Consider the following 20,892-nt stretch of genomic DNA (forward strand, 5'->3'; position numbering starts at 1 on the left):
GCCGCCGGCCGGGGCGGGTCCGGGCATGGCGAAGGCCCCGCGGTCGGGGGGTGCCGCGGGGCCTCATGCGTTTCAACGGGTGGACGAATGGGTTGGTTCCCTCGCTTCTGCGGCAATATGGCGGGTGGGGGTGATGGGCGTGGGCGAGCGGCCGGAATCGAAGAGGGGCGCGGACGGAAAGCGCTACGACCCGGAAAGGCTCTTCCTGCCTCCCGACGACGACCTCGCGCCGAACCGGCCCGGGGAGACGCTGCGCGCCCGGCTCGACGCGTCCCGCAACGGCCGCGTTCGGCTGGTGCTCGCCCGGCTTCTGGGCCGCCGGCCCGTGGAGGACGGCTGGCGGGGGGCGCTGGCCGCGGAGCAGCTCGTCGGGACGGCGCTGGATGGGCTGGCGGCGGGCGGCTGGGAGGTGGTGCACTCGATTGTCCTGCCGGGGGACGCGGTGATCTCCCACCTGCTGATCGGTCCCGGCGGGGTCTTCTGCGTCGAGGCGGAGCAGGTCCGCGCGGCGCGGGTGGAGGTGGGACGCGACGGCGCGCCCGGGGCGGCGGGGGAGCGGCGGCCCTGTCCGTACGTCCGCCGGGCCCGGCACAGCGCGGCGCGGTCCTCGCTGGTGCTCTCGCGGGGCTGCGGCTTCCTGGTAACCGTCCGGCCGGTCCTGGTGCTGGTCGGCGCCAAGGACGTCGAGGTGGCGGGCTCGCTGGAGGACGTACGGGTGCTGCGGGAGCGGGAGGTCTCCACGCTCGGCACGCTCGGCGGCGTGCTCCACCCCGACCGGGTGGACCGCATCCACACCGTGGCGCGCGACCGGCGCGTCTGGCTGCGGGCCTGAGCGATCGGCGGGCGTCCCGGGCCGGCTAGCGGGCGAGGGGTGCGCCGCCGGACAGCAGCTGGAGCAGCAGCGCCCCGTCCTCCTCGGTCAGGCCGTCGGCGAAGCGGGTCAGTACGACCTCGCGGTCGGTGCGGCCGTCGAGGACCTTGTGCATCCGGCGGGCGGCGAGGCCGGCCTCGTCGGTGAGCGGCGCGTAGGCGTAGGCGCGGCCGCGGGGGGTGCGGGTGAGCACCTCCTTGCCGTGCAGCCGGGACAGGATCGTCACCACGGTGCTGTACGTCAGCTCGCCCGGGAGCGTGGCCTGGACCTCGCGGGGGGTCAACGGGGCGCCCGCCCGCTGCAGTGCGGCGAGGACCTCGCCCTCCAGCGCTCCGCTCGCCCTGCGCCGGCCCTGGCGCACGACGACGGCGGGTGTGGCGGCTTCCATGCGTTTCGACGTTCCTTCTGCTGGTCCACTGATTTTCTCTTTACCTCTACAGGAGTGTAAAGGAATCGGACGGCTTTCAACGATCTGACGGATCTTCAGATTCCGTTTGTGGCAGACTCGGCGGCATATCGAACGGAATATATCGAGCGGCAGACGCAGCGACGGATGTTCGGACGGGGTCAGGTCATCGGTGGACAAAAAACGACATAACGGGGCACGTGCTGGTATAAAACCCACCCCCGCGCGTGGCCGTCGACGGCGTGCCACCCCTCGCCGCGCCCTGCCGGGCCGTGCCCTGCTGAAGAAGCTGCGCCCGGTCTACCCGCGGCCGGGGCGGACGGGCTACCGCCGCTGGATACCCTCCTGGCGCCAGACGCTCGGGCTCCTCGGCACCGTCGTCGGCACGCTCGCCGCCCTTGTCGCGATCATGTACGCGCGCACCGAGATACCCGCCGACCTCAATGCCTTCGCCACCCAGCAGGACAACGTCTACTACTGGGCCGACGGCTCCGAGATGGCCCGCACGGGCCCTGTCGACCGCCAGGAAGCGGCCCTGGACAAGATCCCGGAGAAGGTGCGCTGGGCGGCCCTCGCCGCCGAGAACGAGACCTTCTACTCCGACAGCGGCGTCTCGCCCAGCGGCATGATGCGCGCCGTCACCAGGATGGTCAGCGGCGGCGACCGGCAGGGCGGCTCCACCATCACCCAGCAGTACGTGAAGAACGCCTACCTGAACCAGGAGCAGACCTTCACCCGCAAGCTCACCGAGATGTTCATCGCGATCAAGCTCGACAACAAGATGAGCAAGTCGGACATCCTGCAGGGCTACCTCAACACCAGCTGGTACGGGCGCGGCAGCTACGGCATCCAGCGCGCCGCCCACGCCTACTACGGCAAGGACGTCTCCCAGCTCGACGTGAGCGAAGGGGCGCTCCTGGCCTCCCTGCTCAAGGGCGCCGCCCTCTACGACCCGGCGGTTAGCGCCAAGAACCACGAGCGCGCCGTCGAGCGCTGGAACTGGATCCTGGACCGCATGGTCACCATCGGCAAGCTCTCGGCGAAGGAGCGGGCCACGTACACGAAGTTCCCCGAGCCCAAGGCCCCGCCCAAGCCCGCCGGCCTCGACGGCCAGACCGGCTACCTCGTCGACACCGCCCGCGCCTACGTCAGCGCCCACACCGACGTCTCCGACGCCGACTTCGACCTCGGCGGCTACCAGATCCGCACCACCTTCGAAAAGCCCCGCGTCGAGTCGCTCGCCAAGGCCGTCGCCGACGTACGGCAGGGACTCGAGCCCGGGACCCGCGACGCGGACAAGAACGTCCGCATCGGCGCCGCCTCCGTCTCCACCGAGGGACGCATCCTCGCCCTGTACGGCGGCCCCGGCTACCTCAAGCAGGGCTTCAACGACGCCAACTCCACCGTCGTCCCGGCCGGTACCGCCTTCGGCCCCTTCGTCTACGCCGCCGCCCTCCGCGACGGCATCCAGCGCGAACGCGGCGGCCCGCGCACGCCCGTGACCCCCGCCTCCGTCTACAACGGGGACGACAAGGTGGCCGTACGCACGCCCGAGGGCCCGTACTGGGACCGGTCGGGGAAGATCGTGAAGGCCGTCAACGACGGCAACAAGTCCTGGGGGCAGATCCCGCTCAAGGAGGCGGTCGCGCAGTCCGTCAACTCCCCGATCATGCAGCTGGGCATGGACGTGGGCCTGGAGCGGGTGCGTCGCGCGGCGGTCCAGACCGGCCTGCTCGCCGAGAGCATGGGCACCCAGGTGCCCGCCTTCTCCCTGGGCACCAGCACCCCCAGCCCCATCCGCATGGCCGGCGCCTACGCCACCTTCGCCGCCAAGGGCATGCACAGCGAGCCGTACTCCGTCGACAAGCTCAGCCGCAACGGCGACGCCGTCGCCGTCGAGAAGCCCACCCCCGCCCGGGCCCTGCCCGCGGGCGTGGCCGCGTCCGTCGACGACGCGCTCCGCGAGGCCGTGCGGCGCGGCACCGGCACGGCCGCGAAGGCGGCCGGAAGCGACGCGGCGGGCAAGACCGGCACCGGACCGGGCAACAAGTCCGCCTGGTTCGCCGGCTACCGCGGCACCACGTCCACCGCCGTCTCGCTCTTCCGCATCGACCCCACCTCGCAGGAACTGCTCCCGCTGGACGGAGTGGGCGGCGCCGCGAAATCGGCCACCGGGAGCACGTACCCGATCGACATCTGGACCCGGTACATGGGCAAGCCCGGAAACTGACGGCACGCGGGCCCGCCCCCTCGGGGGCGGGCCCGGGGGCTACTTGACGAAGGTCTTCCAGTCGGGCGCCTGCGCGGGGTCCAGGCCCCGCAGCTTCGCCAGCACCTTCGGGTCCTGGGCGTCCAGCCAGTCGGCCACCTGCCGGAAGGACACGCACCGCACCCCGTCGCGGCGGCAGACGTCCTTCATGACCTCCTCCATGGCCTTCATGTAGATCCCCCCGTTCCAGGTCTCGAAGTGGTTGCCTATGAACAGCGGGGCCCGGCTGCCGTTGTAGACCCGCTCGAAGCCGTTGAGGTAGCCCTCCTTGGTGAGCCTGAGCCACTCCGGGCGCTTGGCGGGGTCGCCGTTGGTGTTGTCGCCGGACTGGTTGAAGAGGAAGTTGAAGTCCATCGACAGGACCTGGCGCTCGCTCTTCGGATACGGCAGCAGCTGCAGCGGGAAGTTCCAGACTCCGTCGATCTTCGACGGCCACAGCTGGAAGTCGCCGGGCGAACTGGCGTCGTAGCGCCAGCCGAGGGACTTCGCCGCCGGTATCAGGGTCTTCTGCCCCTCCAGGCACGGGGCGCGGCCGCCCACGAGCTCCTTCTTGTAGTCGAAGGGCAGCGGGGCGACGTCCTTGAAGCCGGTATTGGTCTTCCAGTTCTGCACGAACGAATAGGCCTGGTCTATCTCCTTCTTCCATTCGTCCGTGGTCCAGTCACCGCCCCCGCCCTTGCCGCAGAAGTGGCCGTTGAAATGCGTGCCTATCTCGTTGCCCTCCAGCCACGCGCCGCGCAGCTGCTCCAGGGTGTCCTTGATGTGCGCGTCGGAGGTGAAGTCGATGGCCGCCTCGCCCGGCTTGTGCCGGGGCGGCTCGTACTTCTGCCGGTCCGACTTCGGCAGCAGATAGATGCCCGTCAGGAAGTACGTCATCTGCGCGTTGCTCGCCCGGGCGACCTGGCGGAAGTGGGAGAAGAGCTTGTCGTCGTTCTCCAGCGCGCCGTCCCAGGAGAAGACGACGAACTGCGGCGGCTTCTCGCCCGGCTTCAGCTTCTCCGGCTTGGCCACCTTCGGCTGCGGACCGGTGTACGACGTCGAGCCGTCCCCGAGGACGTGGACCTTCCCGTCCCACTTCTCTTCCGGCTTCTTGCCGTCGTCGTTCCCGCTCCCGTCCCCGTTCCCCGAGGGCGAGGAGGCCGATCCGGCCTCCTTCTTACGGTCGTCCCCGCCGGAATCCCCGCGCGTCAGCCCGGCCACGAGCGCCACCGCCACGCACACGGAGGCCAGAGCCGTCGCGCCGTACAGAGACTTCGTCGCACTGTACAGAGGCTTCTTCGACAACTTCGTACTCCCTGGCGCCAGTACACATGTTCAGGCGCCAGTATCACAGGCTTGTATGACAGATCCGTAGCAAAGGGTGGTCCGCGACCACCGTGCACGAGCCGGGGGCGATCTCCGTGAACCCGGCATCCCGTACCACCGGCAGACCGCTCGTCGTCAGCTCCGCCCACCGCCCGGGGTCCGCGGTCCGCACCGACAGCGGGAAGCCGGCCGCGCGCCAGGCCGCCCGCGCCGCCCCGTCCAGGCCCCACCACGCCAGCTGCGCCCCGTGCCCGGCCTGCGCCATGGCCTTGCCCGCCGACATCTCCAGGTCCGGGTTCAGCCACAGCACCGCTCCGGCGCCGTCCGGCGCGGCCGGCGGCGCGGGGTCGTCCAGGTCCGTGCCCGACACCTGCAGCTTGACCAGCTCCTTGGGCCAGCCGTCCAGCGGCACGGGCGGGAAGACCCGCACCTCCGCGCTCTCGCCGGTCACCGTGATGCCCGGCAGCGCCGACGCCTTGCGCCACTCCGCGCCGCGCGCCCTGCGCACGACCTTGCGGATCCTGGCGTCCTGCCAGTCCCGCACGGCCTGCGCCCAGGCGCCGTCCTCCTCGGTCGCCCGCTCGTCGGACAGCAGCGCCAGCACCGCGCGGGCCGCCGTCTGCAGCGCGTCCGTCCGGGCGGGGGGTGCCGTCTTCTCGATCCGCACCACGAGCGGCAGGACGAACTGCGGGGCCTCGTCGCGGGAGTCCGGGGAAGTGTCAGTGCTGGTCACGGCCCCAGTCTGCCAGCCGCACCGACTCACGGGCCCTACGGGGCCCGGCGGCCGGCGGCACCGATGAGGTCGGAGACCCGCACGAATTCGTACCCCTTCGCCCGCAGCTCCGGCACGATGCGCCGCACCGCCTCCTCGGTGGTGGGCGCCGCGCTGCGCGTGCAGTGCATCACCACGACCGAGCCGGGCCTGACCTGGGAGATCACCTGCGCGGCCACGGGAGCGGCCTGCTTGGCGAAGGCGTCGCCGCTTATGACGTCCCACTGCACGGCCGTCACCTTCGCCGGGCCGATCTCCCGCAGCGCCGCCGCGTCGTGGCAGCCGCCGGGGAAGCGGAAGTACGGCACCACGTGCTCGGCGCCGGCGCGCCGGAAGGCGGCGAAGGCGCGGTCCACGTCGGCGCGGGCCGTGCCGCGGGCGACGGTCGGCAGGCCGTAGCAGGGCGTGGTGAAGGCGTGGTGGCTGTAGGAGTGGTTGGCGATCTCGAAGAGCGGGTCCGTGCCGATGGACCGGGCCTGGTCCGGGTACTGCTCGGCCCACCTGCCGGTCATGAAGACCGTCGAGGGCACCTTCAGCCGGCGCAGGGTCTCGATCAGCGCGGGGTTGTCGAAGTGCTCCCCGCGTGCCGCGCGCGGGCCCTGATCCGCCGTCATGTCGGCGTCGAAGGTGAGGGCGACCCGCTTGCCGCCGTCACGGCTGCCGTGCGAGAAGACGGGGGTGGCGCCGCCGGGGCCGGGCGGGAGGGTGGGGGCGGCCGGTGCGGGTGCCGGGGGTTCCGTGGTGCGGGCACCGGCCTTGGGGGCCGCCGTGGTGGGGGCGGGCTTGGCGGTGCTGTGGCCGCCGTGGCCGCCGCAGGCGGTCAGGGCGGCGGTGCAGCAGAGCAGGGCCGCGGCGGCGAGGGCTGCGCGTGGGGGTCGGGGCACGAGCCGATTCTTTCCCCAGCCCCGCCCCTTCCCGAAACCGGGGGCTCCACCCCCGGCCCCCCCGGTCCTCAATCGCCGGACGGGCTGACTTTTGCAGCCCTACGCGTCCACGAGCCCCTTCGCGTCGCGCGCCAGCGCCGTCAGTCGCGAGATGGCCCGGAAGTACTTCTTGCGGTAGCCGCCGTTCAGCATCTCCTCGCTGAACAGCTCGTCGAAGGGCCGCCCGGACGCCAGCACCGGCACCTCACGGTCGTACAGGCGGTCGGCGAGGACCACCAGGCGCAGCGCCGTCGACTGGTCCGGCACCGGTTCGACGCCCGTCAGGCACACGGCGTCGACGCCGTCGCACATGGCGCCGTAGCGGCTCGGGTGGACCTTGGACAGGTGCTCCAGGAGAGCGGGGAAGGCGTCGAGCGAGGCGCCGTCGGTGCGGTGCGCCACGCGCTCGACGGTCTCGTCGTCGTACGGGGCCGGGGCCTGCGGCAGGCCGCGGTGGCGGTAGTCCTCGCCGTCGATGCGCAGCGGGCGGAAGTGGGCGGACAGGCCCTGGATCTCCCGCAGGAAGTCGGCGGCGGCGAACCGGCCCTCGCCGAGCTTGCCGGGCAGCGTGTTGGAGGTGGCGGCCAGGGCCACGCCGGCGTCGACGAGCTTGCCCAGCAGGGTGGAGACCAGGACTGTGTCGCCCGGGTCGTCGAGTTCGAATTCGTCGATGCACAGCAGGGCGTGGCCGCTGAGCGTCTGCACGGTCTGCTGGAAGCCCAGCGCGCCGACGAGGTTGGTCAGCTCGACGAACGTGCCGAAGGCCTTCCGCTCGGGCGGGGCCGCGGTGGCGTGCCAGAGGGAGGCCAGCAGGTGGGTCTTGCCGACGCCGTAGCCGCCGTCGAGGTAGACGCCGCGCGGGCCGGCGGGGGTGGCCGGCTTGCTCTCGCGCCGGAACCAGCGCTTGCGGCCGGCGCCGCTCGCGCCGGCGTCGCCGAGGCCGGCGGCGAAGCCGCTCAGGACCTCGACGGCCTGGGCCTGGCTGGGCTGGTTCGGGTCGGGGATGTAGTTGTCGAACCGCACCGAGCCGAACCGCGGCGGGGGCACCATCTCGGCGACCAGGCGGTCGGCCGGTACGTGCGGGGCGCGCGAGGTGAGCGCGAGGGGCTGCTGCACGGCTGTGGCCTGCCCGGCTATGGGACCGGGGGCGGCGGAGCCGGCGGCTGCGGTGGACGGTGATGCGGTGGAGGACGACACAGCGCTCCAGCGTAGTCGCGGAAGCGGGAGGAGGCCGTCCAGCGCGGGGCGAGCCATGTCACACTGCCGCCTATGCGACGCCTGTTCCCCTCTCCGCTGCACCCCTCCGACCTCGAAGACCGCGAATGGGGGCTGGACGAGCTCGCCGACCTCTACGCCTACCCGGACGCGGCCCCGGAGGCCGCGGGCGACGCGCGGCCGTGGCTGCGGGCCAACATGGTCTCCTCGCTCGACGGCGCGGCCCATCACGAGGGGCGCTCGCAGCCGCTGTCCTCCGCCGCCGACATGCGGATCTTCGGCACGCTGCGGGGGCTCGCCGACGCAGTGGTGGTGGGGGCCGAGACCGTACGGCAGGAGGGCTACCGGCCCGCGCGGGCCCGTGAGGCCTTCGCGGCGCGGCGCGCGGCGCTCGGCCAGGGGCCCGCGCCCGTCATGGCGGTGGTGAGCGCGGGGCTCGACCTGGACTTCTCGCTCCCTCTGTTCACCTCGCCGCTCGTGCCGACCCTCGTGCTGACGGGCGCGGACGCGCCGGCGGACCGGGTGGCCGCGGCCCGTGCGGCGGGCGCCGAGGTGGTCGTGGCGGGGGAGGGGCGGGGCGTGGAGGCCGCCCGGGTGCCCGGGGTGCTGGCGGAGCGGGGGCTGACGCGGCTGCTCACGGAGGGCGGGCCGCGGCTGCTGGGGCAGTTCGCCTCGGCGCGGGTGCTGGACGAGATGTGCCTGTCGCTGGCGCCGGTGGTCGCCACCGGCACGGCGCCCCGGATCATGGCGGGGCCGCCGCTGGCGGTGCCGGAACGGTTCGCTCTCGACACGGTGCTGGAGGACGGCGGGTTTCTCTTCACCCGCTACCGAAGGATCTGACAATCGGCGGAATTTGCCGTTCCGGTTCGCTTCCGGTGGGCAGAATTGAGTCAGACGCTCCCCCGAGGGCACAGGATCAAAACAGGCGGGCTCATGGGGAGCACGCGCAGGATGGTTTCTGTTGGGCCCGGCCGGCCCACGTAGGAGAAGGGCCCTCACCGTGTTCACGAGCGTATTGATGATCGAGCAGCCGCTGTCCGCCGCGGATGTCGACTTCGTCACGACCCTTCACGACGACGACATGTCCTTCGTGGTCCTCATGCGGCCCCGCGGGGACGAGGACCGGCTGCTGCGCGCGATCGACGACGTGGCCCTGGGCGAGCTGGAACAGGCCGTCCACGAGGCCGACGAGCCCGAGGGCGAGGAGGCCCTGCGGCCCGCCGCCCTCGCCCTGGAGCACTCCCTGCAGAGCCTGCGGGCGGCAGGCTGCGAGGCCGTCGGCCAGATCATCGACAACCACCCGCTGGACCTGCTGCGGTCCGTGGTCGAGCAGACCCACGCCGACGAGGTGATCGTGCTGACCGCCCCGCACCTGGTCGAGGAGTTCTTCCACCGCGACTGGGCCTCGCGCGCCCGCCACAAGGTCGGCGTGCCCGTCCTGAAGCTCTACGCCCACAACGACGAGGACGAGGGCGACGAGGAGTGAGGCGGGCCGGCGCCCAGCCGGCCGTCGCCCATCACCAGCACCCGGTCCGCCCGGCCGAGCAGGCCCCGGTCGTGCGTCACCAGCACCGTCGCCGTGCCGTGCCGCCGGGTGACCTCGGCGAGCAGCTCCACGACCTGCTCGCCGCGCTCGTGGTCCAGCGCGGACGTCGGCTCGTCCACCAGCAGCACCGACGGACCGCCCCACAGCGCGCGGGCGATGTTCACGCGCTGCCGCTCGCCGCCCGAGAGCCGGTGCGGGTGCCGGCGCCGCTTCGCCCCGTCCAGCCCGACCGACTCCAGCAGCTCCGCGGCGCGGGCCCGCGCGGCGCGCCCTGTCCTGCCGCCCCGCAGGTGCTCCACCGCCAGCAGCTGCTCCTCGGCCGTCAGCGACGGCAGCAGGTTCGGCTGCTGGAAGACGATGCCGATCCGTTCGCGGCGCAGCGCCGTACGGCCGCGGGCGCTCAGCCGCGAGGTGTCCTCGCCCGCCACCACCACGCGCCCCGCGTCCGGGCGCAGCAGCGTCGCCGCCACCGCCAGCAGGCTCGACTTCCCCGACCCGGACGGCCCCACGACGGCCACCAGCTCGCCGGCCGCCACGGACAGCGACACCTCGTCGAGGGCGGTGAGTCTGCGGTCGCCATCCGGATAGGTGAGTTTGACGGCCTCCAGCGACAGAACGGCCGCAGGGGCCGGGGACCGGTCGGTGCCGGGGGTCTTCGAGGCGGTCATCGGGACGCTCCCAGCGCGGTCAGCGGGTCGACGGAGGTGATGCGGCGTACAGCGAGCGCGGAGCCGGCCAGGCCCAGCAGCACCATCGCCGCCACGGGTACGGCCACGGTGGCCGCGCCCAGCTCGAACGGCACGGCGGCGGAGGCCAGCGCCCCGCCCGCCGCGCCGGCGGCCGCGCCGAGGGCGGCGCCGGTGACCAGGACGACGGCGGCCTGCCCGAGGGCGTCGCGGACCAGATAGCCGCCGCTCGCGCCCACCGCCTTCAGCACCGCGACGTCCGGGCGCCGCTGCACCGTCCACACCGTGAAGAAGGCCCCCACCACCAGCGCGCTCACCACGAACAGGAACCCCTGTACGAGCCGGAGCGTGCCGTGCTCGGCGGCGTAGCCGTCGACGCCGTCCAGCGCCTCGCCGAGCCCGACGGCCTTCGTCGAGCGCGCCACGGCTCCCGACGGGCCGCCCCCGCCGGTCACGGCGAGCGCGGTGGGCTGTTGGTGGCTCACCTCCGCCCAGGTGGCGAGCGTCGTCCAGACGGTGGGGGTGTGGGAGTGGCTCCGGTCGGCGGTGATGCCGGAGACGGTCAGCTCGCGCGTGCCGAGCGTGACGCGGTCGCCGACCCGCAGCCTGCTCTCGCGGGCGAGGCGTTCGCCCACCGCCACCTGGCCGTCCTGCGGCGCCCCGCCCTCGCGCGGCGCGGGCCGCAGCCGCGCGGAGCCGCCGAACACGCTCACGGCCGAGGCCGAGCCGCCCGCGGTCAGCCGGGTCATCGCCACCCCCAGCGGCTCCGCGGACCGCACCCCCGGCGCCGCGCGCCAGGCGGCGCCCTGCCGCTCGTCCACGACGCTGTCGGAGAACGACACCCGCGGCTCGCCGCCCTCGGGCGCCCCGAACACGATCCGGTCCACGGGCAGCCCCGCGACGGCCGACGTGGCCTCCCGGGCCAGACCGTCGGTCAGGCCGTAGAGGAAGACCACGAGCATGGTGATGAGCGCGACGACGGTGCCCATGAGGGCGAACCGCCCTCGGGCGAAGCGGATGTCACGCAACGCGACGAACAACGAAGACCTCCCGGACCTGATCAGGACCCCGCCAGCCTTCCGCGCCCGGCCCGCCCTGCCATCGGGGCAAGGACCGGTCCCGCCCCCGTCCGTCCGGTCCACCCGAAAATCAATCGAACGATTGATGCCCCGCGCACCCGTCCCCCCGGCCGAGGGCCCGTACGCTCGACGAGATGACCCGAACGAGCCCTTCCGCCCCCACTGCCGCGCGTGCGCGCGGCCGTTTCGCACGGCTGCGCCTTGGCCGGCCGGCGGCGGGGGCTGAAGGGCTCGGCGGCCCGCGTGACGGTGCCCCGCGCAGCGGCGGCGCGGCCGCCGGCCCGCGTGCGGGCGAGGGCGGCGCGCCGCTCGGCTCCGCCGCCGCGGCCGGCCGCCGTGCGGCGGCGGGCGGGCCCGCTGCGGTCGCGCCACCGTACGCCCCTGCCCCCGCCCCCGGCGGGGCTTCGCTCGCCGACCTGGGGGCCGGATTCGACGTGCCCTCGCTGCGGCTGGTGCGGCTCGCGTTGCACGGGGCGTTCTACGCGCTGCTCCTCGTCGCGCTCGGGCCCACGCTCCTCGGCGGTGGCTCGGTGGCCGTGCTCGTGGTCGCCGCTCTGCTCGGCGTCGTCCACGGGGCCGGCATCGTCCGGCCCGGGCGGTGGGCCGGGGTGCGGCTCGGTGTCGTGACCGCCTTGTGGCTGGTGCTGCTGGCCATGGACCATGGCTTCAGCTACGTCGCCTTCCCGCTCTTCTTCCTCTTCCTGCACGCCATGCCCGTGCGCTGGGCGCACCCCGCCATCGCCGCGGCCACCGCGGCGGTCGTCGCCGCGCAGGCCGGTGCGCCGGGCGGGCTCACCGTCGCCAAGGTGATCGGGCCGGTGGCCGGGGCCGCGGTGGCGATCCTGACCGGGTACGGGTACGCCGCGCTGTCCAAGGAGAGCCGCCGCCGTCAGCGGCTCATCGACGACCTGGTGCGCACCCGCGACGAGCTCGCCGCCGCCCAGCGCGAGGCGGGCCGGCTCGCCGAGCGGCAGCGTCTCGCACGGGAGATCCACGACACCCTCGCCCAGGGCCTGTCCAGCATCGTGCTGCTCGCCCGGGCCGCCGGCACCGCCGACCCCGGGACGGTCCCGGAGCGGGTGCGCGAGATCGGCCGGACCGCGTCGGACAACCTCGCCGAGGCCCGCCGCTTCGTCCAGGCCCTCACCCCGCCAGCCCTGGAGGACGCGCCACTGCCCGAGGCCCTGCGCCGGGTCACCGCCCGCACCGTCCCCGGGGCCGTCTTCCGCCTCGACGGCGAGCCCTGCCCGCTCCCCGTGGAGATGGAGGTCGCCCTGCTGCGCCTGACCCAGGAGGCGCTGGCCAACGTCGCCCGGCACGCGCGGGCGGACCGCGCGGCCGTGACCCTCGCCTACCTCGACGGGCAGGTCACCCTCGACGTCTACGACGACGGCGTCGGCTTCACCCCCGGGGACGGGCCGGCCGACGGGCGCCGCACCTTCGGCCTGCACGGCATGCGCGAGCGCATCGCCGAGCTCGGCGGCACCCTCACCGTCGAATCGGCCCCCGGCGAGGGCACGGCGATCGCCGCCGCGGTACCCCTGCCCGCCGCCGTACGCACCGGCGAGCCGAAGGCGGACACGGCATGAGCGACGCCATCACGGTCCTGCTGGTCGACGACCACCCCGTCGTACGGCGCGGGCTGCGCGCCATGGTCGACGAACTGCCCGACGTGGAGGCGGCCGGCGAGGCCGGCGACGGCGCCGAGGCGCTGCGGCTGCTCGACGCCGGCGTCCGGCCCGACGTCGTCCTCATGGACCTCCAGATGGGCGCCGGCATGCACGGCGTCGAGGCGACCCGGCGCATCACCGCCCTGCCCGACCCCCCTGCCGTGCTCATCCTCACCACCTACAGCACCGACGCCGACATCCTCGCCGCCGTGGAGGCCGGAGCCACCGGCTACCTCCTCAAGGACGCCCCGCCCGAGGACGTCGCCGCCGCCGTCCACGCCGCCGCCCGCGGCGAGACCGTCCTGGCCCCGCCCGTCGCCGCCCGCCTCCTGGGCCGCGTCCGCTCCGGCGGCCGGCCCGCCCTCTCGCCGCGCGAGACGGAGATCCTGGGGCTGCTGGCCGAGGGGCTGGCCAACCGGCAGATCTCCCGCCGCCTGTTCATCAGCGAGGCCACCGTCAAGACCCACCTCGTACACGTCTACGCCAAGCTCGGCGTCGACAGCCGCACCGCGGCCATCGCGGCGGGCCTGACGGCGGGGCTGATCCGCCCGACGTGACGGGGCGGTCGGCAGGGGTGTAAGAATCGACGCTCTGCGCAGATTTTCGTTTCGACCCCTCAGGGAGCACCGCATATGGCACCGGCCGTCCCCACGACGATGGACCGACCGCACTTCATCGGCATCGGCGGCGCCGGAATGTCGGGCATCGCGAAGATCCTCGCGCAGCGCGGCGCGGCCGTCGCCGGCAGCGACGCGAAGGAGTCCGCGACCGCCGGCGCCCTGCGCGAGCTCGGCGCCACCGTCCACATCGGGCACGCGGCCGGCCACCTCGCCGAGGACGCCACCTGCGTCGTCGTCTCCAGCGCCATCCGCGACGACAACCCCGAGCTGGCCGCCGCCGCCGAGCGCGGCATCCCCGTCGTCCACCGCTCGGACGCGCTCGCCCGCCTGATGGACGGCCTGCGCCCGATCGCGGTGGCCGGCACGCACGGCAAGACGACCACGACGTCCATGCTCGCCGTCTCCCTCGACGCCCTCGGGCTCGACCCGTCGTACGCCATCGGCGGCGACCTCGCCGGCCCCGGCTCCAACGCCCACCACGGCGGCGGCGAGATCTTCGTCGCCGAGGCGGACGAGAGCGACCGCAGCTTCCACAAGTACGCGCCCGAGGTCGCGATCATCCTCAACGTGGAGCTGGACCACCACGCCAACTACGCGTCGATGGACGAGATCTACGAGTCCTTCGACACCTTCGTCGGCCGGATCCGCCCCGGCGGCACGCTCGTCGTCTCCGCCGACCAGGCGGGCGCCCGCGAGCTGACCGAGCGGGTCTCGGGCCGCTACGACATCGAGGTCGTCACCTACGGCACCGCCGAGGACGCCGACGTCCGCGTCCTCAAGGTCAACCCGCGCGGCCTGACCAGCGAGGTCACCGTCCTGCTCGGCGGCAAGATGCTGACCTTCACCGTCTCCGTGCCCGGCAGCCACTACGCGCACAACGCCGTCGCGGCCCTCGCCGCGGGCGTCGCCCTCGGCATCCCCGTGCACAACCTCGCCTCGGCGCTCGGCAAGTACACCGGCGTCAAGCGCCGCCTCCAGCTCAAGGGCGAGGCGAAGGGCGTGCAGGTCATCGACTCCTACGCCCACCACCCCACCGAGATGACCGCCGACCTGGAGGCCATCCGCGGCGCGGTCGACGCCGGCTCGCGCATCCTCGTCGTCTTCCAGCCGCACCTCTTCAGCCGCACCCAGGAGCTGGGCACCGAGATGGGCCAGGCCCTCACCCTGGCCGACGCCTCCGTGGTCCTGGACATCTACCCGGCCCGCGAGGACCCGATCCCCGGCATCACCAGCGCCCTGATCATCGACGCCGCGCGGACCGCCGGCGCCGACGTGCGGCCCGAGCACGACATGGCCGCCATCCCGGACGTCGTCGCGGGAATGGCCCGCCCCGGCGATCTCGTTCTGACCATGGGCGCCGGCGATGTGACGGACCTCGGTCCGCGCATCCTGGCCCGCCTGGAGAGCTGACACCGGCAGAGAAACGGAAGGAACGCGCGACATGGCGTACGAGGTCGAGAAGACGGACGAGCAGTGGCGCGCGGAGCTGACCCCGGCGGAGTACCAGGTACTGCGCCGGGCCGGCACCGAACCCGCCTTCCGCGGTGAGTACACCGACACCAAGACGGCCGGCGTCTACGCCTGCCGCGGCTGCGGCGCGGAGCTGTTCCGGTCGACCGAGAAGTTCGAGAGCCACTGCGGCTGGCCGAGCTTCTTCGACCCCAAGGACAGCTCCGCCGTCGAGCTGATCGATGACCGCTCCCACGGCATGGTCCGCACCGAGGTCCGCTGCGCCCGCTGCGGCTCGCACCTGGGCCACGTCTTCGAGGGCGAGGGCTACCCCACCCCCACGGACCAGCGCTACTGCATCAACTCCGTCTCGCTGCGCCTGGAGCCGGACGCGGGCTGAGCCGCGCGGCGGTCAGCCCAGGGCGCCCAGGCCCTTGCGCAGGTCTTCGGCGTTCATGACCGGGTGCAGCTCGACCTCCGCCTCCAGCTCGAGGAAGAGCTGCTCGCAGACGGCGGGCATCTGCGAGGGGTCCTTCATGTCGAAGACCAGCAGGCAGGACCGCCCGCCGTCCAGCGCGGTGAAGTAGGCGGCCTCGGGCTTGAGCTGCTCCATCAGCCCCTCGACGACCTTGCCTAGCGTGCCGTTGCGGAACGCCTCGTTGCTCGCGCGGGTGTCCATCCGGGCCCGTAGAAGTGTGCGCATGGCCCTCACTCCCTCGGCGCGGCGCCGCGGCGCACCCGGCGCTTGGGAACCGCGCTCGCGGAAGTGCCGTCGCGCGCCTCACGCCCCTTCCAGCGTCCCCCCGGCCCCGGGGCCCCGCAACCGTCCGCCGCACCGCAGCACGGCGGCCGACTCCGCCGGCACCGTCAGTACCCCGTCCTCACCCGGGAGGTCCACCGGTCGCCAGGCGGCCAGGACCTCCTCGCAGGCCGGGCCGGTGCCGACCGGCACGGACGCCGGCTCCGCACCGAGGTTGACGGCGACGAACAGCGGGCCGCGCCGGAAGGAGACCGTGCCCCCGTCGGTCACCGCCAGCGCCTCGTAGGCCCACCGCGGGTCCGTCAGCGCGGGCTCGGCGTGCCGCAGGGCGATCAGCCGCCGGTGCCAGTCGAGCAGCGCGCGGTGCGGGGCGCGCTCGCGCTCGCTCCAGTCCAGGCAGGAGCGCTCGCGCGTCGCCGGGTCCTGGGGGTCGGGGATCTCGGAGGCCGGCCAGCCGTGCGCCGCGAACTCCCGGCGCCGCCCGGCCCGTACGGCCTCGGCCAGGCCCGGATCGGTGTGGTCGGTGAAGTACTGCCAGGGCGTGCGGGCGCCCCACTCCTCGCCCATGAACAGCATCGGTGTGAAGGGCGCGCACAGCACGAGAGCCGCCGCGCACGCCAGCAGCCCGGGGGACAGGTGCGAGGACAGCCGGTCGCCCAGGGCGCGGTTGCCGACCTGGTCGTGGGTCTGGGCGTAGCCCAGCAGCCGGTACGCGGGCGTGGTGCGGGCATCGAGGGGATGCCCGTGGCGGCGGCCGCGGAACGAGGAGTGCGTGCCGTCGTGGAAGAAGCCGGACCGTAGCGTCTTGCCCAGGGCGCCCGCCGGGTCGGCGGCGAAGTCGGCGTAGTACCCGGCCGACTCGCCGGTCAGCGCGGTGTGCAGGGCGTGATGGAAGTCGTCGTTCCACTGGGCGTGCAGGCCCAGGCCCCCGGCCTGGCGGGGGGTGGTGGTGGCGGGGTCGTTCAGATCGGACTCGGCGATGAGGAACAGGGGCCGCCCCAGCCGCCCCGCCAGGGCGTCGACCGCGCCCGACAGTTCCGCGAGGAAGTGCTTGGGCCCGGTGTCGGCCAGCGCGTGCACCGCGTCCAGCCGCAGCCCGTCGAGGCGGTAGTCCCGCAGCCAGGCCAGCGCACTGCCCGTCAGATACGCGCGTACCTCGGCCGATCCGGGGGCGTCGAGGTTGACGGCGGCGCCCCAGGGCGTGTGGTGGGTGTCGGTGAAGTACGGCCCGTAGGCGGGCAGGTGGTTGCCCGACGGGCCGAGGTGGTTGTGCACCACGTCGAGCACCACGCCCAGCCCCAGCCCGTGGGCCGCGTCCACGAAGCGCCGCAGCCCGTCCGGGCCGCCGTAGGGCTCGTGCACGGCCCAGGGCGCCACGCCGTCGTACCCCCAGCCGTGCCGGCCCGGGAACGGGCAGACGGGCATCAGCTCCACGTGCGTGACGCCCAGGTCCGCCAGATGACGCAGCCGTCCGGCGGCGGCGTCGAAGGTGCCCTCGCGGGTGTACGTGCCGATGTGCAGCTCGTAGAGGACCGCCCCCCGAAGCCCCCGGCCCAGCCAGTCGTGCCGCCAGGCGAAGCGGGAGAGGTCGACGACGGCGCCGGGTGCGTCGGGGCCGTCCGGCAGGCGGCGCGCGCGGGGATCGGGCAGGACGGGCCCGCCGTCCAGCGCGAAGCCGTAGCGGGTGCCGTCGGCCGCCGGCGCCTCGCACCGCCACCATCCGGGGCGGGCGGGGTCGGCCGCCATGTCGTACGTCCTCGCGTCCGCCCACAGCACGGCCCGCCCGGCCTTCGGCGCCCACACCTCGAACAGCACGGTCGGCTCCTCTCGACGAGAGGAGTCTCCCCCGCGGCGCGGCGGTTACGGCACGAGGTCGATGCGTTCCTGGCTGACGGGGTAGCCCGCCTTCGCGAACGTGGCCGCCATCGGGTGGTTGCCCTGGTCGGTCGCGGCCGTGATCCGCGCGGCGCCCTCGGCCACCAGGTCGTGGGTGCACTCCACGAGCAGGTCGTAGGCGTAGCCGTGGCCGCGCTGCCCGGGGAGCACGCCGATGTAGCCGACGCACGGGCCGCTGGGGTTGCGGGCGGGCACCTGGATGCCGACCGGCTCGCCGTCGGGCGTGAAGGCCAGCTTCCACCACTCGCGGGGCGAGGGCAGCCAGCCGAGGAAGTCCATGGCGTCGTCGAGCGCCGCGTCCAGGCCCATCTCGGCGATGTTCCTGCGGTCGTGCTCGTCCAGCGTGCCGTCGATCGTGCGGCGTACGACGTCCCGTACGACCGCGTCGTCGGGCTCCGGCCGGAACACCAGCCGTCCCGGACGCTCGGGCAGACCGCACTCGGACGTCCACTCGTAGCGGTACCGCTCGACCAGAGGCTTGAGCCCGCCGGCGGCCGCCGCCGCGAGCCGGGCCTCGCCGGCGGCCCGCACCTCGGGCAGCTCCCGCCACCCGGGCGGCACCAGCAGGCTGAACTCCGCCCGGAACGGCGCCGTCCGCAGCAGGTGGGCGGCGGCCTCCTCCTCGCCCTCGGCGAAGTCGAACCAGTCGAGGGCCTTGGGCCAGGCGTCGTCGGGCGCGCCCCACCAGGCGGCTCGGGCGACGACCCTGCCGTCGCGCAGCGCCACCCAGGTCCAGTCCGGGCGGTACTCGCCGCCCTCGTGAACGGGCGTGTAGGTGTGGCCGAAGGCGGCGCGGCCGACGAGGCCGGGATCGGGCAGGGAAGTGAAGAGTGCGGTGTCGTGCTCGGTCAGTGCGCGGACGACCAACTCGGTCATAGAGCTCCTTGTGATGGATGGCTCCGGAACCGTAGGCCACCGCACTGCCCGCGTCGAACGCTTTTACGGCGCACCGGAGACGGCGGTGCGCCGCCCGTTCACTGCTGGTGCAGGCCGCGCCCGGCCAGCGACAGCATGACCTCGCCGACCGCTTCCGACAGGGTGGGGTGCGGATGGATATGCCGCGCCACGTCCGCCGCCTCGGCGTCCCAGCCGACGGTCAGCTGGCTCTCCGCGATCATCTCCGACACGTGCGGGCCCACCAGGTGCACGCCCAGTACCCGGCCGCCTTCTTCGGCGACCACCTTCACCACGCCGCCCTGCCCGTGCACCATGCCCTTGGCGACGGCCGTGAGCGGCATCGAGTTGACCCGGACCGCGTGGCCCCGCTCGCGCGCCTCAGCCTCCGACAGCCCGACGGAGGCGGTCTGCGGGCTGGAGTAGGTGACGCGGGGCACGGCGGCGTAGTCGACGGGCCCGGGCGTGAGCCCCGCCAGGGTCTCGGCGACCAGCAGCCCCTCGGCGAACGAGGCGTGGGCCAGCCCCAGAGAGGGCGGCGGCAGCAGGTCGCCGACCACGTGAACGCCCGGCACGGCCGTCTCCAGCCGTGACCAGTCGGCGGGGACGACGAAGCCGCGCGCGTCCGTTGAGAGCCCCGCCGCCTCCAGCCCCAGGCCGTCGGTGACCGGGACCCGGCCCACGGCCACCAGCAGCCGGTCCGTGCGCAGTTCGCGCAGCTCCCCGCGCGCGGTGCGCACGACGGCCCGTACGCCGTCCGCCGCCGTGCGCGCCCCTTCCAGCCGCGCACCGGTCTGCACGTCGATGCCGCGCTTCTTCAGACCCCGCGTCAGATGGCGGCTGACCTCGGCGTCCTCCAGGGGCAGCAGCCGCTCGGCGGCCTCCACCAGGGTCACCTCGGCGCCCATGGAGCGGTGCAGCGACGCGTACTCGACACCGATCGCCCCGCCGCCCAGCACCAGCACCGCACCCGGCAGGCCGGGCGCGAACAGCGCGTCGTCGCTGGTGACGACCCGGTCGCCGTCCGGTTCCAGGCCCGGCAGCGTGCGCGGCCGCGAGCCGGTGGCCAACACGATGCCGCGCCGTGCCCGCCACCGCGTGCCCGCCTCGGCGCCGGACTCGACGCGCACGCTCCGGGCGTCCGTCAGCGCGGCGGAACCGCGCACCACCCGCACCCCCGCGTGGGAGAGATGGCCCTCCACCCCGCGGTGGTTGCGGGAGACGATGTCGTCACGGGTCGCGGTCAGGGCGCCCCAGTCGATGGAGTCGAGGGTCGCCTTCACGCCCCACCGCTCGCGGGCCTCCGCGATGCCGTCCACCAGCTCGGCCGCGTGCAGCATGGCCTTGCTCGGTATGCAGCCGCGGTGCAGGCACGTGCCGCCCACCAGATCGCGCTCCGCGAGGACGACCTCCAGGCCGAGGGCCGCGGCGCGCAGCGCGGTGCTGTAACCGCCGGTCCCGCCGCCGATGACGATGACATCTGTCTCATGCATGCCTTCACCCTCCGCCTGCCGGGGATGATGAGTCCAACGCAATGTTTCGATCGAATCGATGAAGGCTCTTCATGGGTTCGGGGCGAGAGGGAGGGGCCGTGAGCCTGCGGCAGATGGAGTACCTGGTCGCGGTCGTCGAGGAGCAGTCCTTCAGCCGGGCGGCCAGGAGCCTGAACGTCACCCAGTCCGCGCTCTCGCACCAGATCAAGGCCCTGGAGCGCGCCGTCGGCGGCACCCTGCTGGAGCGGCTCACCCGCGGCGTCGGGCTCACCCCGATGGGCCGTGCCTTCCTGCCGCACGCCGAACTCGCCGTCCGCAGCGCCGGCCAGGCCCGCCGCGCGGCGCGGGCCGCCGCCGGGGCCGAGGGCGGCGAGCTGCACATCGCGACGCTGCACGCGCTGGCGCTGGGCGCCCTGCCGCCGGTGTTCGCCCGCTGGCAGCGGGAGTTCCCCGGCGTCCGCCTGCACCTGCACGAGTACACCACCAGCGAGGAGCTGCGCGAGCAGATGGAGCGCGGGGTCGCCGACGTCGCCCTCGGACCCCGGCCCGAGGGCTGGACCGGGCCCGTGGTCTCCCTCGGCCGGGAGGAGATCGTGCTGGTCACCTCCGCCGACGACCCGCTGGCGCACCGCACCGAGCCGGTGCGGATGTCGGAGCTCGCCGGCCGGGCCTGGGTGCGGTGCGCGCTCGAGCCCGTCATCGAGGGCCGCCGGTGGCTGGACTGGCTGTGCGAACCCCACGGATTCACGCCGGTGACGGCGGTGGAGACCCGGCACGCGTCGACGGCGGTACGGATGGCGGCCGCCGGCGCGGGGATCGTGGCGGCCCCGGTCCACGTCGCCCGCACGACGACGGGCGCGGTGGAGGTGCCCGTCGATCCACCGTGGCGGCGCGAACAGACGGCGTTCTCCCGCGTGGAACTGACGGGCGCGGCGGCCACGTTCGTGGACCGGTGCGGGGAGATCTTCGCGTGACGTGGGCCCGAATAATCAGCCCGTCCGGCGATTGAGGACAAGAAACGGTGAAAGGGCGGGTAGG

General features: G+C 73.9%; 20 protein-coding genes. 9 read left to right on the forward strand and 11 right to left on the reverse strand.

Annotation, left to right across the window (positions count from 1 at the left end):
• The first annotated feature begins 139 nt into the window (after positions 1-139).
• Positions 140-832, forward strand: coding sequence for a nuclease-related domain-containing protein (locus AB0G59_RS02240; RefSeq protein WP_360907052.1), 693 nt, complete (start codon positions 140-142; stop codon positions 830-832).
• A 25-nt stretch (positions 833-857) separates the two neighbouring features.
• On the opposite strand, the gene AB0G59_RS02245 is transcribed toward AB0G59_RS02240, so the two are convergent.
• Entirely contained in the window at positions 858-1,259 is a 402-nt protein-coding gene (locus AB0G59_RS02245) for a BlaI/MecI/CopY family transcriptional regulator (RefSeq protein WP_360907054.1), read from the reverse strand.
• 190 nt (positions 1,260-1,449) lie between these two features.
• On the opposite strand from AB0G59_RS02245, the gene AB0G59_RS02250 reads away from it, so the two are divergent.
• Entirely contained in the window at positions 1,450-3,507 is a 2,058-nt protein-coding gene (locus tag AB0G59_RS02250) for a transglycosylase domain-containing protein (protein WP_360907056.1), read from the forward strand.
• Positions 3,508-3,546: 39 nt separating this feature from the next.
• Here AB0G59_RS02250 and AB0G59_RS02255 read toward each other — a convergent pair whose 3' ends face one another.
• From AB0G59_RS02255 to zapE, 4 genes are all read right to left on the reverse strand, one after another.
• Positions 3,547-4,830: a hypothetical protein gene (locus tag AB0G59_RS02255; protein WP_360907058.1), complete on the reverse strand. Its 1,284-nt coding sequence runs from the start codon at positions 4,828-4,830 to the stop codon at positions 3,547-3,549.
• A 43-nt stretch (positions 4,831-4,873) separates the two neighbouring features.
• Entirely contained in the window at positions 4,874-5,584 is a 711-nt protein-coding gene (locus AB0G59_RS02260) for a peptidyl-tRNA hydrolase (protein WP_360907060.1), read from the reverse strand.
• A gap of 35 nt (positions 5,585-5,619) precedes the next feature.
• Positions 5,620-6,507 (reverse strand): polysaccharide deacetylase family protein, encoded by an 888-nt coding sequence (locus tag AB0G59_RS02265; RefSeq protein ID WP_360907062.1) that lies wholly within the window; start codon positions 6,505-6,507, stop codon positions 5,620-5,622.
• A gap of 99 nt (positions 6,508-6,606) precedes the next feature.
• Positions 6,607-7,683, reverse strand: a complete 1,077-nt coding sequence (gene zapE, locus AB0G59_RS02270) for a cell division protein ZapE (protein ID WP_360907556.1) — start codon at positions 7,681-7,683, stop codon at positions 6,607-6,609.
• Positions 7,684-7,815: 132 nt separating this feature from the next.
• Here zapE and AB0G59_RS02275 point away from each other — a divergent pair, with 132 nt between their 5' ends.
• Positions 7,816-8,601, forward strand: coding sequence for a pyrimidine reductase family protein (locus AB0G59_RS02275; RefSeq protein WP_360907064.1), 786 nt, complete (start codon positions 7,816-7,818; stop codon positions 8,599-8,601).
• A 160-nt stretch (positions 8,602-8,761) separates the two neighbouring features.
• Positions 8,762-9,247: an indole-3-glycerol phosphate synthase gene (locus tag AB0G59_RS02280; protein ID WP_071963453.1), complete on the forward strand. Its 486-nt coding sequence runs from the start codon at positions 8,762-8,764 to the stop codon at positions 9,245-9,247.
• On the opposite strand, the gene AB0G59_RS02285 is transcribed toward AB0G59_RS02280, so the two are convergent.
• Positions 9,208-9,975 (reverse strand): ABC transporter ATP-binding protein, encoded by a 768-nt coding sequence (locus AB0G59_RS02285; protein WP_360907066.1) that lies wholly within the window; start codon positions 9,973-9,975, stop codon positions 9,208-9,210. The two genes, AB0G59_RS02280 and AB0G59_RS02285, sit on opposite strands and share 40 nt — an antisense overlap.
• Positions 9,972-11,033 (reverse strand): FtsX-like permease family protein, encoded by a 1,062-nt coding sequence (locus AB0G59_RS02290; RefSeq protein WP_360907068.1) that lies wholly within the window; start codon positions 11,031-11,033, stop codon positions 9,972-9,974. Before AB0G59_RS02290 ends, AB0G59_RS02285 begins: the two co-directional genes overlap by 4 nt.
• 173 nt (positions 11,034-11,206) lie before the next feature.
• On the opposite strand from AB0G59_RS02290, the gene AB0G59_RS02295 reads away from it, so the two are divergent.
• From AB0G59_RS02295 to msrB, 4 genes are all read left to right on the forward strand, one after another.
• On the forward strand, positions 11,207-12,661 hold the full coding sequence (locus AB0G59_RS02295; RefSeq protein ID WP_360907070.1) for a sensor histidine kinase: 1,455 nt from the start codon (positions 11,207-11,209) through the stop codon (positions 12,659-12,661).
• Positions 12,658-13,299, forward strand: coding sequence for a response regulator transcription factor (locus AB0G59_RS02300; RefSeq protein ID WP_360907072.1), 642 nt, complete (start codon positions 12,658-12,660; stop codon positions 13,297-13,299). Before AB0G59_RS02295 ends, AB0G59_RS02300 begins: the two co-directional genes overlap by 4 nt.
• Positions 13,300-13,374: 75 nt before the next feature.
• Positions 13,375-14,772, forward strand: a complete 1,398-nt coding sequence (gene murC / locus AB0G59_RS02305) for a UDP-N-acetylmuramate--L-alanine ligase (RefSeq protein WP_360907074.1) — start codon at positions 13,375-13,377, stop codon at positions 14,770-14,772.
• 31 nt (positions 14,773-14,803) lie between these two features.
• Entirely contained in the window at positions 14,804-15,211 is a 408-nt protein-coding gene (gene msrB / locus AB0G59_RS02310; protein ID WP_360907076.1) for a peptide-methionine (R)-S-oxide reductase MsrB, read from the forward strand.
• Positions 15,212-15,223: 12 nt separating this feature from the next.
• On the opposite strand, the gene AB0G59_RS02315 is transcribed toward msrB, so the two are convergent.
• The 4 genes from AB0G59_RS02315 to lpdA form a co-directional block, all read right to left on the reverse strand.
• Positions 15,224-15,514 (reverse strand): hypothetical protein, encoded by a 291-nt coding sequence (locus tag AB0G59_RS02315; RefSeq protein WP_360907078.1) that lies wholly within the window; start codon positions 15,512-15,514, stop codon positions 15,224-15,226.
• A gap of 78 nt (positions 15,515-15,592) precedes the next feature.
• Positions 15,593-17,386, reverse strand: a complete 1,794-nt coding sequence (gene treZ / locus AB0G59_RS02320; protein WP_360907080.1) for a malto-oligosyltrehalose trehalohydrolase — start codon at positions 17,384-17,386, stop codon at positions 15,593-15,595.
• Between the two features lie 45 nt (positions 17,387-17,431).
• Positions 17,432-18,343 carry a GNAT family N-acetyltransferase gene (locus AB0G59_RS02325; RefSeq protein WP_360907082.1) on the reverse strand — a complete coding sequence of 304 codons (912 nt, stop codon included), beginning with the start codon at positions 18,341-18,343 and terminating at the stop codon, positions 17,432-17,434.
• Positions 18,344-18,441: 98 nt separating this feature from the next.
• On the reverse strand, positions 18,442-19,854 hold the full coding sequence (lpdA, locus tag AB0G59_RS02330) for a dihydrolipoyl dehydrogenase (RefSeq protein WP_360907084.1): 1,413 nt from the start codon (positions 19,852-19,854) through the stop codon (positions 18,442-18,444).
• Between the two features lie 113 nt (positions 19,855-19,967).
• Between lpdA and AB0G59_RS02335 the strand changes: the two genes are divergently transcribed.
• Complete coding sequence (locus AB0G59_RS02335; protein ID WP_360907558.1) at positions 19,968-20,828, forward strand: LysR family transcriptional regulator; 861 nt, start codon at positions 19,968-19,970, stop codon at positions 20,826-20,828.
• The last annotated feature ends 64 nt before the right edge of the window (positions 20,829-20,892 follow it).

Source organism: Streptomyces sp. NPDC021096, from assembly GCF_040641275.1.
Lineage (GTDB): Bacteria > Actinomycetota > Actinomycetes > Streptomycetales > Streptomycetaceae > Streptomyces.

Bases quoted from the DNA above. Each gene is read 5' to 3' on its own strand.
- AB0G59_RS02245 (WP_360907054.1), bottom strand. From the start codon at position 1,259: ATGGAAGCCGCCACACCCGCCGTCGTCGTGCGCCAGGGCCGGCGCAGG.
- AB0G59_RS02275 (WP_360907064.1), top strand. From the start codon at position 7,816: ATGCGACGCCTGTTCCCCTCTCCGCTGCACCCCTCCGACCTCGAAGAC.
- AB0G59_RS02335 (WP_360907558.1), top strand. From the start codon at position 19,968: ATGGAGTACCTGGTCGCGGTCGTCGAGGAGCAGTCCTTCAGCCGGGCG.
- AB0G59_RS02325 (WP_360907082.1), bottom strand. From the start codon at position 18,343: ATGACCGAGTTGGTCGTCCGCGCACTGACCGAGCACGACACCGCACTC.
- AB0G59_RS02295 (WP_360907070.1), top strand. From the start codon at position 11,207: ATGACCCGAACGAGCCCTTCCGCCCCCACTGCCGCGCGTGCGCGCGGC.
- AB0G59_RS02315 (WP_360907078.1), bottom strand. From the start codon at position 15,514: ATGCGCACACTTCTACGGGCCCGGATGGACACCCGCGCGAGCAACGAG.
- murC (WP_360907074.1), top strand. From the start codon at position 13,375: ATGGCACCGGCCGTCCCCACGACGATGGACCGACCGCACTTCATCGGC.
- lpdA (WP_360907084.1), bottom strand. From the start codon at position 19,854: ATGCATGAGACAGATGTCATCGTCATCGGCGGCGGGACCGGCGGTTAC.
- msrB (WP_360907076.1), top strand. From the start codon at position 14,804: ATGGCGTACGAGGTCGAGAAGACGGACGAGCAGTGGCGCGCGGAGCTG.
- AB0G59_RS02285 (WP_360907066.1), bottom strand. From the start codon at position 9,975: ATGACCGCCTCGAAGACCCCCGGCACCGACCGGTCCCCGGCCCCTGCG.
- AB0G59_RS02300 (WP_360907072.1), top strand. From the start codon at position 12,658: ATGAGCGACGCCATCACGGTCCTGCTGGTCGACGACCACCCCGTCGTA.